This window comes from Bacteroides sp. CAG:189 (assembly GCF_000432295.1).
Lineage (GTDB): Bacteria > Bacteroidota > Bacteroidia > Bacteroidales > Bacteroidaceae > Bacteroides > Bacteroides salyersiae.
The window spans coordinates 45,535-59,591 of the sequence record NZ_HF991001.1 but is presented as its reverse complement, the minus strand read 5'-3'; the positions used below and the strand labels follow the sequence as shown (position 1 = coordinate 59,591).

Here is a 14,057-nt window from a genome sequence, read left to right as displayed (position 1 = left end):
CTTAATTAAATTGTTTACAGACAGTAGCACGGTTATATTAGCCGTCTATTCTTTCTTTGTGTAGATAGTACATATTCCTCTGCTTCTCTTTGAATCTCGTTCTTCGATTTGCCCTTGGTTCCTTGAAGCCATTCATCTATCTCAGATTTGAGGAACATGATGCGTTTGCCTCTCTTGTGAAACGGTATTTCCCGATTGCTTGTCCAGCAATATATGGTATGCTCTACCGGATGTGTTGGGAGATAAGCACATAATTCAGCAACCGTAAACCATGTTTCTTCTTTTTCTGATTGAACAAGTTCATATATACCATCAATCTTGTCTTCTAATGATGACAGCTTTTTCAGTACCCCCGTTATAGCGTTGGGAATATCTTCAAATCTTATACTATTTTCTTCCATGCTAATTATTTTTTATGATTTTTGATGCAAAGTTATGGGGAGACTGTCACTAAATAGAAAAAGTAACGTGATAGTAAGGCAGTATCAACCAAACTATCACGTTTTTACTTTCATTTAGCAGAATTATTGTGATTTATTCCTCTCTTAATATCTGTTCGATGGATTTGCAGATGGCATATTGACTTGCTGTCATGGAAACGTTTCTTCTTATCCTTGAAAGAGAAGAGGAAAGACAACTTGAAGTTATGAATTTCTCTGTTCCATCCTTTTTGATACTGGTTAAGAAGCGACCTTCTCCCATGACATATTGCCAATTATTGTTTATCAAATGGTATTGAGCCATAGCGTCAAACAGTACGGCTACATTACGTACATTCTTTACACGGATAGATGCGTCCAAGTCGCACTTGAATAGGCGACACAACTCGCTACGCACATCACTGTTGTCGGCAAAATCAAATATGTCGTGACTTTGGACAAGTTCTACCAACAAATCCATCTGTCTGTCTGACAATTGGCATCCCAAAGTGAGGATGGACGATTTCTTTCGGGTAAGGATTGGCAGACCAGTACCCACATGTTGAAGAAACAACTCAATAAGTTCCTGCTTGGAATAATCTTCTTTTTTCTTGATTATTGACACACACTTAGAGTCTCTAAACAAAGTACCAATAATGCCAATTGCCATCTGTCGCGAGTTCTTACAACGTGCACAATCACAGTCAATATATTGGTGACTGCGCTCAAATAGTTCTATGAAGTACTCTGTCTTCATATGATTCTTTTCAGCTTGAAGATACCAACTTCTTGCGATCTCAAACAACTCATACAGTTCTCTGTAGAAGTCTTCTGTACACTCCACATGTTTGTGGACACGCTTGCTCTCTTCAAAAAGAGAGAAGCCAAAAAAGGCTGTCTTTTTTCATTTTTATCTGTTTATTGTTATAAATGTTTGGTTTCCACGAAAGGTTAAAGTGCCAAAACAATAGCATCATTACATAGAATGTTGAAAATGAAAGGCACTAAAAACCACCTGTACAATAAAGGACTTATTGATACAAGTGGTCTTCTATACTAAGTGCTTACAAATGATAATCACTATTCATCTATGTCCAACTTAAAAGCTTCTGTAGCTTCATCTTTCTTCTTGTCAATTACTTTTGCGTAGATTTGCGTGGTTTTTACATTGGTATGCCCTAACATTTTGCTTACGGTATATATGTCTGTACCGTTAGCCAATTGTAACGTTGCATAGGTGTGGCGGAAGCAATGAAAGGTGATGTGCTTGGTAATCCCTGATGCTTTTACCCACCGTTCCAAAGGCCTAGATATCCATGAAGGGTCAGGCAGTCCGGCAAACACCAACAGTTCTCCGTCTTTCTTGCGCTCACCGCAAAGCTTGTATGCCTGTGGCGATATAGGCATGTATTCAACGCCCTTAGTCTTCTGCTGAGTGAAATTGAGACGGTACCCACCATTGTATTCTTCAACCTCTGACCATTTAAGCTTTTGAATATCGCTATGTCGCATTCCTGTCAGTGCAGAGAACAAGGCTGCCCGTTTTAGTATATCATCACACGGAGTCTTTGCCAATATATTAAGTTCTTCCAGTGACAGATACTCTCTTCGAGCACTCTGAAACATGATATTTTTAGCCTTGGCAGCAATATCACAATTCAGATAGCCATCCACGAAAGCTTGTTTGAGTGCCGCCTTGAAGATAGAGAAGTACGTCGATGCCGTATTCCTTGAAATAGTTCCTTTCTTAGAACCACCCTGCGGTGCCTTTATCAAGAAGGAACGGAATGCCTCAATATACTTCATGTCAATCTGCGAGAACTGTATGTAGTCACACTTGGCAAACATTGACAACAGTGTGTGCAATCTGCGCCAGTTGACAACTATCGATTCTGACGCAGTTTCCTCTCTTTCTTTGATTAACTTCTCAATATACTCCAGAACATTGCATTTTGAGCGTTCGCTTTGTTCTGCCATTTCCATTTGCTGGTCAGTAAAGAGAGCCATGTTGTCGTACTCTTTTTGACGCAGGACTCGAACGCCATCCGCATAAAGGCAAGTTTCCATATCTTGCTTGGATTTACACTGAATAACGCCATTGTCATCTCGCTTGGGCTTGTACTTTATTCTACCAGCAACGGCTCGCTCGCTTCGTCGTTTATCCCATATAGGGGTAGTAATAGACCTCCTGAGATATTCACGCACTCGTTTGGGTTTGTCATTTCCCGTCTCATAAACAGGATAAGCTTCAAGATAGATGAACCACTCATCTCTCCACTCACTTTTCTTTAATTTGACGGAGACTTTAGTATAATCTAATCTTTTCATAATGGTTTTATATCTTTATAAAGTTTGTCTATTGATTCCTTGTGAGCATACACATAATTACCGATTTGCCGGGTCGGTATTGAGTATTTTCGTATATGAGCATACACGGTGCTGTCATCCAGATGAAATTTCTTGGAAATCTCACCTATTGTATAGCAATCCTCTGGTTCCATGCGGTACATGGTAACTGGTTTCCTTGGCTTGGTGTCAAGCGGAGACTGTCTTAACGGAAACAGATTCATTAGTTCTCCTTTGCATACAAGTCGTATTCCTTTCTCTGGCTCAATGAAGGAAATCTTTTTCATGTAGATGAGCCTATAAATGGTTGAGCGGCTTGCACCAAACATAGCATACGCTTCCGTTATGCTGATATACTCTTTAGACTTGGGCATATTGCTTACAATCTTGTCCAGTTCAAGTTGGCGTTTTTCTTCATCATGCTTACGCTTCCACGCCACCTTGGAGCATTTGGGTGAACAATACCAGGACTCCAAAGTCCTTGCGAAGAACTCTTCTCCGCACACAGGACATTTCCGTACTATCTTATACTTTGCTACTGCCATAATTCATTCATTTTGTAGTTCTTAATATCTATTCTTCTCATCATATCTACTTTTTCTTACAGGTACAAATAAGGTACAGATGTTTATAATAATAACGCAAAGATAGCAATATTATTGTGTACGGCCAAAAACAAGAAAAGCGTGTAACTCATTGAGCTACACGCTTTCCATTTGATATTGTATTCTTATTTCTCTATGTGCTTATTTCACTTCCTCAAAATCCGCATCCTGAATATGTTCGTCCTGTCCACCGTTGGACTGACCACCACCGGCTTGTCCGGCATTCATATCAGGACCGGCTTGTGCACCACCTTGGGCACCGCCCTGAGCGTACATCTCTGCACTTGCAGCTTGGAATGCAGTATTCAATTCGGCCATAGCACTGTCAATAGTTGCCAAATCCTGAGCCTTGTGAGCATCCTTCAGTTTCTGCAAAGCAGCTTCGATCGGAGCTTTCTTATCAGCAGGCAACTTGTCACCTAATTCTTTCAGTTGATTTTCAGTTGAGAAAATCATACTGTCAGCCTGATTTAACTTGTCGATCTTTTCACGTTCTTTCTTATCAGCTTCAGCGTTTGCTTCGGCTTCAGCTTTCATCTTTTCAATTTCTTCTTTGCTCAAACCACTGGAAGCTTCGATACGGATAGCTTGTTCTTTACCTGTAGCCTTATCTTTAGCAGATACCTTCAGAATACCGTTGGCATCGATATCGAATGTAACTTCAATCTGAGGAACACCACGACGAGCCGGAGCAATACCTGTCAAGTTAAACTGACCGATAGATTTATTCTGCGCAGCCATCGGACGTTCGCCTTGCAATACATGAATGGTCACTTCAGTCTGGTTATCGGCAGCCGTAGAGAAAGTTTCGCTCTTACGTGCAGGAATCGTTGTATTAGCGTCAATCAATTTAGTCATTACACCACCTAAGGTTTCGATACCCATTGACAACGGAGTAACGTCCAACAACACCACACCCTTAATCTCATCTGTTAAAACAGCACCTTGCACAGCAGCACCTACCGCTACTACTTCATCCGGGTTAACACCCTTAGAAGGAGCTTTGCCGAAGAAGTCTTCAACTAACTTCTGAACAGCCGGTATACGTGAAGAACCACCAACAAGGATTACTTCGTCAATATCAGCATTATTCAAACCGGCATCCTGCATAGCTTTCTTGCAAGGTTCAAGACAAGCCTGAATCAAGCTATGAGCCAAAGATTCGAATTTTGCACGAGTCAAAGTCTTAACCAAATGCTTAGGCACACCTCCTACCGGCATAATGTACGGTAAGTTGATTTCTGTACTTGTAGAAGAAGACAATTCGATCTTTGCCTTTTCTGCAGCTTCTTTCAGACGTTGCAAAGCCATCGGATCTTGAGTAAGATCGGCACCTTCGTCTTTCTTGAATTCTTCAACCAACCAATTAATGATTACTTGGTCGAAATCATCACCACCCAAGTGAGTGTCACCGTTTGTAGAAAGTACTTCGAACACACCGCCACCGAACTCAAGGATAGAAATATCAAATGTACCTCCACCAAGGTCGAATACGGCAATCTTCATATCTTTGTGAGCCTTGTCAAGACCATAGGCCAACGCAGCAGCCGTCGGTTCGTTTACGATACGTTTTACTTCCAATCCGGCAATCTGACCAGCTTCTTTTGTAGCCTGACGTTGTGAATCCGAGAAATAGGCAGGAACTGTGATAACGGCTTCCGTTACTTCCTGTCCCAGATAATCTTCAGCAGTCTTTTTCATTTTCTGCAAAATCATTGCAGATATTTCTTGAGGAGTGTAAAGACGACCGTCGATGTCGACACGCGGCGTGTTATTATCGCCTTTTACCACTTTATATGGAACGCGAGCTACCTCTTTCTGTACTTGATCCCAATTTTCACCCATGAAACGTTTGATAGAAAAAATCGTACGTTTCGGGTTTGTGATAGCCTGACGTTTAGCAGGATCACCTACTTTACGTTCGCCACCGTCCACGAATGCAACGATAGAAGGAGTGGTACGTTTACCTTCACTATTTGCTATTACTACCGGTTCGTTTCCTTCAAATACGGAAACACATGAGTTTGTAGTTCCTAAGTCAATACCAATAATTTTTCCCATAATCTTTATACTTTTATATTATTATTATTCAAATTTCCTTTTGTCCGGCTGTTGTCTTATTCCTTATTTCTAAGGGTATCTTCCAAACGGACGACAATCTAAAAACAAACCGTATGCCAAAAGGAAATTACATTAGTCAGTGACATATTTTCTGCCAAAAAGACAGTTTTTAACTACATAGCTTGTGCAATAGATGCAAACATAACCCGCAGTTGACTCATACAACAAATGTAACTGACTCTGGTTCGATACGGAAAAATAAAATTATGTTTCTTCACGGGAAGATATAACAAACAGCCTTTCTCTCCCAACTGCCATACTGGCGGACCGTACATTTTTTAATGGGAATTATAGAGCCTGTTTAAATTTTGCCCAGCATTATTTTGAGAGGAAAATTCAAACAAGCCCTACATTTTATAATTAAGGATAGAGCCATAAGTACATAATACATCCAAGTCTGTAAATCAACAGACCCGGATACACATGCATTGCATATCCGGGTCTATCTCTTCTCTCCACTTGTGTAGAGCAAGATTATTTCTATATATAGTATTGACTACTTCTTGACAAGTACCAGTACCAATGTTCCATTTGCATCATACAGTCCGATACCGCCACCGGCAAGCTTACCAAAAGATTTCACTTCATTCAGTGCACCCATGATTTTTCCTTCTGTTTCCATATCGGGACAGGCCATCATGGTAGACGCCATACCCGGAAAAGAGATCGAAAGAGCATTTCCTTCTTCTGTTTTAAAACCGCCGTTTATCAGGTTACATCCTGCATTACCATGCACTCTCTGCTCTTTTACGTCAAAAGCAATAAAAGGCTGTTTTTCCATTCCTGTAGGAACGGCTTCACCATTCACATCCGTAATTTTCCACTCTCCCTGCAAATCCGCAACCTTCACATCGGCAGCTTTCTTTGCAAGGATAACAACCGGACGATTGGAAGCATTACAAAGAGCCATATTCTCTTTTCCCATTTTTTTATATCCTTTCACCTGTGCCAAGGCACCCAATACATTCTGTTCCAAAGTCATATCCGGACAGGCCATACGAGTACTCCCCAATGCCCCCAAATCAATGGTACCAGGTTTGGCATTCACATCAACCGAACCGATAATACGATTACAGCCACTATATCCGTACACTTTTCCAGTAGTGGTATCAAAGCCTATAAAAGGAAGTTGCTGACCCTGACCCGGCACGACAGCCGAACCGTTTATTTCAATAATATTCCATTCACCGTTCATAGAAGACAAAGAGAGGGCCTCTTTTGAAGAACGGCAAGAAAACATTACAAGTGCTGCACTTGCAATAAAAATAGAAACAATTACTTTTCTCATTATTCAATAACGTTTAAGTTAAATATCGGTGCAAATATATTGAAAATAACATAAAGTTCATACATTTGTCTAACAAATATCAACAGTCCGAGCCATTCAATAGTTCATTAACGCCTAATTAAAGATGAAAGAAACCATATTTATCTTACTTTTTATCATTCCGGGAATGATAACCATTACTGCTCAAAATGATTACATTGTGAAAACCTTTCAACAGACAGACAGTAATATGAGCGAAGAAGAGCGGTTTGTTGAAAGTAATTTTCCGTTAATAACCTTATGCAAATGGACACCGGGATTGAAATTCATGTTTATCCCCGATGGCAACGATCTGTTTGTACCTATCTTCAATTCTTATGAAACCGGAAAAGAGGTGGACAGCAGCAAACTTAAACACAGATTCTTTGAGTTTCAAGGTATCGAAGAAAAAGCAAAAGAGACTCATGTAGGCACCAATTATTCCACCCGTTTTATCTTTAGCTGTGAAGGGAATAAATACTATTATGAATTTAAGGGGCAGAGACTTGATGACATCTGTGAGCGGAATCCTCATGCCAGTATTAACGGACTGGTATATCTACCTGACGTAGACACTGCACGAAATTTACTTATCGGAAAAGTTGTTTACACAAACTTTACTACTGCACGGGTAGATTACAGTAACAGTTATGCCGGTTATAAAACAATAACCATCCCCAAAGATGAGAAAGTAACCATTACAAATATCGGAGTCGGAAGTAAATCATATCCCGTAAAAGTGATTTTCGAAGACACGGCAGGCAATTCATACTATACTGAAGTAGCCCTGTCGAGAACAAACTCCGGAATGGATAAATCCGACTTTCAGGCAGAGAAGAAAATGAAATATTTTCCGAATGCATTTTCTTTCAATAACCGACAAACACTAACGGCAGAGAACTTAAAAAACAAATACACGGGTATGGCTGTTTATCCCAAACAGACAATGAGTGTGAAATGTTTTATAAATGTAGACGGAAGGAAAACAGAAAATCAAGTACGCTTATTACGTTACACTTCACTGCATATAAAAGATATTGAGATAAAACTCCCTGAGACAAAAGCAAAATTAACTCTTGAAGATGTAAACGGAAGTATTTTTGAACTTGAAGTTGATTTGAAATATGACATTATTACCAAAAATGAAAACTATATAGAAGATCTACTGGCTTTTGGAGATATCCGTAAACAGTATCCACATACCACAGAGGAGAACTGGAAGCTCATTTCTCAAGGCGAAGTGCAAGAGGGAATGACAACCGATGAATGCCGTCTGGCACTCGGCAATCCCATCCAGATAGAATTCAAACAAGACACCCGGTTCGAGACTTGGCTGTATGCACGGAAAATGCTGGAATTCGAAAGCGGACGGTTACTTCGTTATAAATAAATAAGGAAAGTAGGAACGGTTTTCTGAAAATAATGCCGTATATTTGTTCCATAAACAATTCTTAAATTCTTAATTTTAAATTCTTAATTAAAGAAATGGGTAGAGTTCTTATTATCGGTGCGGGCGGTGTAGGTACCGTTGTTGCACACAAAGTGGCACAAAATGCCGATGTATTTACTGACATCATGATTGCCAGCCGTACTAAATCCAAATGTGACGATATAGTAAAAGCAATTGGCAATCCCGATATAAAAACGGCTAAAGTAGACGCAGACAACGTAGATGAACTGGTAGCTTTGTTCAATGACTTCAAACCGGAAATGGTAATCAATGTTGCCCTCCCCTATCAAGATCTCACCATCATGGAGGCCTGCCTTAAAGCCGGAGTAAACTATCTGGACACAGCCAATTATGAGCCTAAAGACGAGGCTCATTTTGAATACAGTTGGCAATGGGCTTATCACGAACGTTTTAAGGAAGCCGGATTGACAGCTATTCTCGGTTGCGGTTTCGATCCGGGGGTAAGTGGTATTTATACAGCCTATGCGGCAAAACACTACTTTGATGAAATACAATATCTGGATATCGTTGACTGTAATGCCGGTAATCACCACAAGGCATTCGCCACCAATTTCAATCCGGAAATCAATATTCGCGAAATTACTCAGAATGGCCGTTATTATGAAAACGGCAAATGGGTAACCACCGGCCCGTTGGAAATTCACAAAGACCTGACTTATCCGAACATCGGTCCGCGTGATTCATATTTGCTCTATCACGAAGAGCTCGAATCATTGGTAAAACATTTCCCCAGTATCAAACGCGCCCGATTCTGGATGACTTTCGGACAGGAATATCTGACGCACCTGCGTGTAATCCAAAACATAGGTATGGCCCGTATCGATCCGATTAATTACAATGGCGTAGAAATCATTCCGCTACAATTCCTCAAAGCCGTTTTGCCTAACCCACAAGATTTAGGTGAGAACTACGAAGGAGAAACTTCCATCGGTTGTCGTATCCGTGGTTTAAAGGATGGAAAAGAACGAACTTACTACGTATATAATAACTGCAGTCATCAAGAAGCCTACAAAGAGACGGGAATGCAGGGAGTAAGTTATACTACCGGTGTGCCGGCCATGATCGGTGCCATGATGTTCTTCAAAGGTGAATGGAAACGTCCGGGCGTAAACAATGTGGAAGAGTTTAATCCGGATCCGTTTATGGAACAACTAAACAAACAGGGACTGCCTTGGCATGAAGTGTTTGATGGTGACTTAGAACTATAAGAATGGATTTCTATCGATTATTAAAACTATTCGGTAAACTGAAAAGTCCCAAAGCAAGACTCCTCGGATTGTATGTAATGCATACGGCCCGAAGAAGATATATAGGAATATATCTGGATCCGGTATTAAGTTGTAACTTCCGTTGTAAAATGTGTTATTTCAGCGATGAGGAAAAAAGAAAAGAAATGCATGGCATACTCTCCGAACAGGACATGGAGACCATTGCCAAAGCTCTTTTTCACCGCGCGTTAAAGTTGCAGATAGGATGTGGTGCCGAACCCAGTCTTTACAAAAATCTGACTGGTATCGTTCGTTTAGGCAAACAATACAATGTGCCATACATATCGCTCACAACCAACGGTAATCTGTTGACAAAGGAACAATTACTCAGCATGGCAGAAGCCGGTCTGGACGAAATTACGCTTTCTACACACGGTATCCGTAAAGAAACGTACGAACATTTAATGACGAACGGCAAATATGATCTTTTTCTGCAACTGCTGGATAATTTGAAAGAGGTTAAAAAACAATACCCGGACTTCAGAATTCGCATTAACTATACGATGAATGAGGATAACACCGAAGAGTTGAAAGATTTTTGGAAAGTATTCGGAGACATCCCTCTGAACATCCTGCAACTGCGTCCTGTACAGGAAATAGGCAATAGCGAGTATCAGAACTTCAGCCTTCAGAAAATATCCGAATTGCTCGACAGTGTAGTCAATCCGTTAGTAGAAGAATGTAAACGAAAAGGAATCATCTGCATGGCTCCTGAGCATAAGAACCTACAAATACTGGAACAGGAAACACCGGATAAAGATAAAACGTTTGAAGAACTGACTTACTGTTATGTATCGGCTCGCTCGTGTTGGAATGAAGATTTCGATTATCATACAGAGACTTTCGAATCTTACTGCCGGCGAAAACGAATGGGGAAGTATATATTGCAAAAGTTATTTTCCAGAACAGAGAATAAACTGGATAAACCCAAACATGTGACGAGAAAGATGAACTATTCAGTAAAATAAACCTTATTATAATTATGGGATTAAAGGTAGGAGATAAAGCTCCCGAATTATTAGGAGTAAACGAAAATGGCGAAGAAATACGCCTGAGCAGCTATAAAGGAAAGAAAGTCGTGTTGTATTTCTATCCTAAAGATAATACCTCCGGATGTACCGCACAAGCTTGTAGCTTACGTGATAACTATTCGGAACTGCGTAAGGCCGGTTATGAAGTTATCGGCGTAAGTGTAGATGACGAGAAGTCACATCAAAAGTTTATTGCGAAAAATAATCTCCCTTTTACACTGATTGCCGATACGGACAAGAAATTAGTAGAACAATTTGGAGTATGGGGAGAAAAGAAACTGTACGGACGTGCATACATGGGGACATTCCGTACTACTTTCCTTATTAACGAAGAAGGAATCATAGAACGGATCATTACCCCGAAAGAGGTTAAAACCAAAGAACATGCTGCACAAATTCTACAATAAATAAAAAAAGCATTAACCATACATCGTAAACAAGTAAATTGTAAATAGAAAAATGGCAAAAAAAGATGAACTTAATTTTGAAACAGATAATAATATGGCATCAAGCGAAAAATTAAAAGCCTTACAGGCTGCCATGGACAAGATAGAAAAGAGCTTCGGTAAAGGTTCTATCATGAAAATGGGTGACGAAGTTGTTGAACAGGTAGATGTGATCCCCACCGGCTCTATCGGGCTGAATGCGGCATTAGGCGTAGGTGGCTTCCCCCGTGGAAGAATAATTGAAATCTACGGTCCGGAATCTTCCGGTAAAACGACTCTGGCTATCCACGCCATTGCTGAAGCACAGAAAGCAGGAGGTATCGCAGCATTTATCGATGCAGAACACGCTTTCGACCGTTTTTATGCAGCCAAGTTAGGCGTAGATGTAGACAATCTTTTCATTTCTCAGCCGGACAATGGAGAACAAGCATTGGAAATAGCCGAACAACTAATCCGCTCTTCTGCAATCGACATTATCGTAGTAGACTCGGTAGCTGCTCTGACTCCTAAAGCAGAAATTGAAGGTGATATGGGTGATAACAAAGTCGGTTTACAAGCCCGCCTTATGTCGCAAGCATTACGCAAACTGACTTCTGCCGTAAGTAAAACCCGCACAACTTGTATCTTTATCAACCAGTTACGTGAGAAAATCGGTGTAATGTTCGGTAATCCGGAAACAACAACCGGTGGTAATGCACTGAAATTCTATGCTTCCGTACGTCTGGATATTCGTGGTTCACAACAAATTAAAGATGGAGAAGAAGTTATCGGTAAGCAAACTAAAGTAAAGGTTGTAAAAAACAAAGTAGCACCTCCTTTCCGTAAAGCAGAATTTGATATCATGTTCGGTGAAGGCATCTCTCATTCCGGCGAGATCATTGATCTGGGAGCAGAGATGGGTATCATCAAAAAAAGCGGTTCATGGTACAGCTATAATGATACCAAACTCGGACAAGGACGTGATGCAGCCAAACAATGCATTGCTGATAATCCGGAACTGGCTGAAGAACTGGAAGCATTGATATTTGAAAAGCTGAAAGAACACAAGTAAATTATAGAAATTAAAAGAGTTAAGGCTGTGCTGTATACCGGTTTATATTCCGTTATCAGCGCAGCTTTATTTTTTATTTATAGAATATTTTTCTTTTCTTTGTAACAACATCTACCGGATTACGTCTTACTGGTATAAACACATTGCTACTAAAAAGCCCATGGACGCTGAGAGTTTTAAAAAAGAATTTCTACCTTTTCACCGCAAACTTTACCACATAGCCTACCGGCTATTGGAAAATGAAGCCGATGCCGAAGATCTGGTACAGGAAGCTTACTTAAAGCTATGGGATAAACGGGAAGGATTGGCAATCATCAGTAATCCGGAAGCATTCAGCGTGACACTCGTTAAAAATATGTGTTTTGATCTTTTACGCTCAGGAAAATATACTGCCAATAAACAAACAGTAGAGTTAAACGGTATCCATTATACCTGTCCGGCAGATGATATGGAAACCCGGGATGAAGTCCGGCAAGTAAAAAACATCATAGCGCAACTGCCCGAGCAACAACAAAAAGTGGTCATACTCAGAGATGTAAAAGAATGCTCGTATGAAGAAATAGAACATATTACCGGGCTAAATTCCATAAATATACGTGTGCTACTATCAAGAGCAAGAAAAAGAATTCGTGAACAATTTAATAAACTGAACAACTATGAGAGTCGAAGAAATTGAAAGGTTACTGGCCGAATTTTACGAAGGAAATACCAGCGAGAACCAAGAAGAAAAGTTGAAGAAATACTTCGAAACACAGAATGTCCCTGAACATCTGGAAAAAGATAAGAGATTATTTCTTTGCTTTCATAAAGATGTACCCGTGGAAGTACCCGCAGCGCTGGAAGACAAATTAAGCCGGATGATCGACACGAAAGAACAAGAGGAAATACACTTTTTCCGTAAAAATAAATCAAAGCGCAATTGGCGCTGGGTTGGTGGAATAGCTGCCAGCATAGTATTGTTGTTCGGACTCGGGTACAGTATCAGCAACATAAGCGACACAATGGATAGACCTAAAGAAACCTTTACGGATCCGGAAGTGGCTTACGAAGTACTACAGGCCACCTTAATGGAAGTTTCTATGGGATTGAACAATGGAGTAGATGAAATGATAGACACTCAAAAAGATATCAGAAGAACAAACAGAGAGATAAAAAAGGATCTACAATTACAATAGAACAGCATTAATGATTATGAAAACGAACAGATTATTCCTTGCAGGCGTATTATTACTACTGCCACTGCTTTGTCAGGCACAAGGCCTGTTTGCCAAATACAGTGACATGAACAACGTGTCATCGGTTTACATCTCCAAAGCGATGATAGAAATGAATCCGGAACTATATACCAAAGACGTCAATGTCGGGAAACTTGCCAAACAATTAGAGTTGGTACAAATACTCTCCACAATGGATAATGGTATAAAAAGAGAAATGCGGCGGGATATTGAAAGCGTAGTGCGTGCACAAAAATATGAATTGCTGATGAAACAAAAAGGCATCGTTTCGCGTATGGCTTTTTATGTAAAGCGTAAGGGGGAAACCGTACAGGATCTCATTATGGTAGTCGATGGTGCCGCTACGTTAAAATACGTCCGGTTAGTAGGCGACATGACCATAAAAGATATTCAGAATATCATGAAATCGCAAAAGACAAGTGACAATACCTACTTCAGCATTCCCACCCATGAAATCAATAATGCATTCAAAGAAATCAGCATAGCCCTCGGCGAACTAAAAAAGATAGAAGGCATCACTGAACTGAAAGATTTAAAGAAGGAAATGAAAAAACTTCAAAAAGAGACAGAAGAGATGGGATTATCGTACATTATCTTCTAAGAATATTGATTTTTCAGTATACTGAAACGATTTGATTCTTCTTATTGAAACTGTTTGATTCTTCTAACCGGAACGATTGGTTTCAAGCGTTTGAAACTCTTCGTTCCAATTCATCGGAACAAAATAAGACTTATTCTCCCCAAACATATAAAACCGA

General features: G+C 40.2%; 14 protein-coding genes. 8 read left to right on the top strand and 6 right to left on the bottom strand.

Features of this window, described 5'->3' with window-relative positions:
• Window positions 1-32 precede the first annotated feature (32 nt).
• The 6 genes from QVP90_RS02660 to QVP90_RS02635 all read right to left on the bottom strand — a co-directional run bounded on the left by QVP90_RS02660 (window position 33) and on the right by QVP90_RS02635 (window position 6,779).
• A complete protein-coding gene (locus QVP90_RS02660) occupies window positions 33-401 on the bottom strand; it encodes a helix-turn-helix domain-containing protein (RefSeq protein WP_004320284.1) in 369 nt (122 codons plus the stop codon).
• Between the two features lie 133 nt (window positions 402-534).
• Window positions 535-1,176, bottom strand: coding sequence for a hypothetical protein (locus QVP90_RS02655; RefSeq protein ID WP_005812872.1), 642 nt, complete (start codon window positions 1,174-1,176; stop codon window positions 535-537).
• Window positions 1,177-1,499: 323 nt separating this feature from the next.
• Complete coding sequence (locus QVP90_RS02650; protein ID WP_005812874.1) at window positions 1,500-2,747, bottom strand: site-specific integrase; 1,248 nt, start codon at window positions 2,745-2,747, stop codon at window positions 1,500-1,502.
• Entirely contained in the window at window positions 2,744-3,310 is a 567-nt protein-coding gene (locus QVP90_RS02645) for a hypothetical protein (protein WP_005812876.1), read from the bottom strand. Before QVP90_RS02645 ends, QVP90_RS02650 begins: the two co-directional genes overlap by 4 nt.
• A 201-nt stretch (window positions 3,311-3,511) precedes the next feature.
• Window positions 3,512-5,431 (bottom strand): molecular chaperone DnaK, encoded by a 1,920-nt coding sequence (gene dnaK / locus QVP90_RS02640; RefSeq protein WP_007478276.1) that lies wholly within the window; start codon window positions 5,429-5,431, stop codon window positions 3,512-3,514.
• Between the two features lie 556 nt (window positions 5,432-5,987).
• Window positions 5,988-6,779, bottom strand: coding sequence for an META domain-containing protein (locus QVP90_RS02635; RefSeq protein ID WP_005924326.1), 792 nt, complete (start codon window positions 6,777-6,779; stop codon window positions 5,988-5,990).
• Window positions 6,780-6,903: 124 nt separating this feature from the next.
• On the opposite strand from QVP90_RS02635, the gene QVP90_RS02630 reads away from it, so the two are divergent.
• The 8 genes from QVP90_RS02630 to QVP90_RS02595 all read left to right on the top strand — a co-directional run bounded on the left by QVP90_RS02630 (window position 6,904) and on the right by QVP90_RS02595 (window position 13,900).
• Window positions 6,904-8,187 carry a hypothetical protein gene (locus QVP90_RS02630; protein WP_021935590.1) on the top strand — a complete coding sequence of 428 codons (1,284 nt, stop codon included), beginning with the start codon at window positions 6,904-6,906 and terminating at the stop codon, window positions 8,185-8,187.
• Between the two features lie 95 nt (window positions 8,188-8,282).
• Entirely contained in the window at window positions 8,283-9,476 is a 1,194-nt protein-coding gene (locus QVP90_RS02625) for a saccharopine dehydrogenase family protein (protein WP_005924331.1), read from the top strand.
• A gap of 2 nt (window positions 9,477-9,478) precedes the next feature.
• Entirely contained in the window at window positions 9,479-10,504 is a 1,026-nt protein-coding gene (locus tag QVP90_RS02620; protein WP_021935589.1) for a radical SAM protein, read from the top strand.
• A 14-nt stretch (window positions 10,505-10,518) separates the two neighbouring features.
• Window positions 10,519-10,974: a thioredoxin-dependent thiol peroxidase gene (gene bcp, locus QVP90_RS02615; RefSeq protein ID WP_005924336.1), complete on the top strand. Its 456-nt coding sequence runs from the start codon at window positions 10,519-10,521 to the stop codon at window positions 10,972-10,974.
• A 52-nt stretch (window positions 10,975-11,026) separates the two neighbouring features.
• Complete coding sequence (gene recA, locus QVP90_RS02610; protein ID WP_005924339.1) at window positions 11,027-12,064, top strand: recombinase RecA; 1,038 nt, start codon at window positions 11,027-11,029, stop codon at window positions 12,062-12,064.
• Window positions 12,065-12,224: 160 nt separating this feature from the next.
• Entirely contained in the window at window positions 12,225-12,740 is a 516-nt protein-coding gene (locus tag QVP90_RS02605; RefSeq protein WP_007478282.1) for an RNA polymerase sigma factor, read from the top strand.
• Entirely contained in the window at window positions 12,721-13,239 is a 519-nt protein-coding gene (locus tag QVP90_RS02600; RefSeq protein WP_021935588.1) for a hypothetical protein, read from the top strand. The genes QVP90_RS02605 and QVP90_RS02600 overlap by 20 nt, the downstream gene beginning before the upstream one ends.
• A 16-nt stretch (window positions 13,240-13,255) precedes the next feature.
• Window positions 13,256-13,900 carry a DUF4252 domain-containing protein gene (locus QVP90_RS02595; protein ID WP_025819642.1) on the top strand — a complete coding sequence of 215 codons (645 nt, stop codon included), beginning with the start codon at window positions 13,256-13,258 and terminating at the stop codon, window positions 13,898-13,900.
• Window positions 13,901-14,057: the final 157 nt, after the last annotated feature.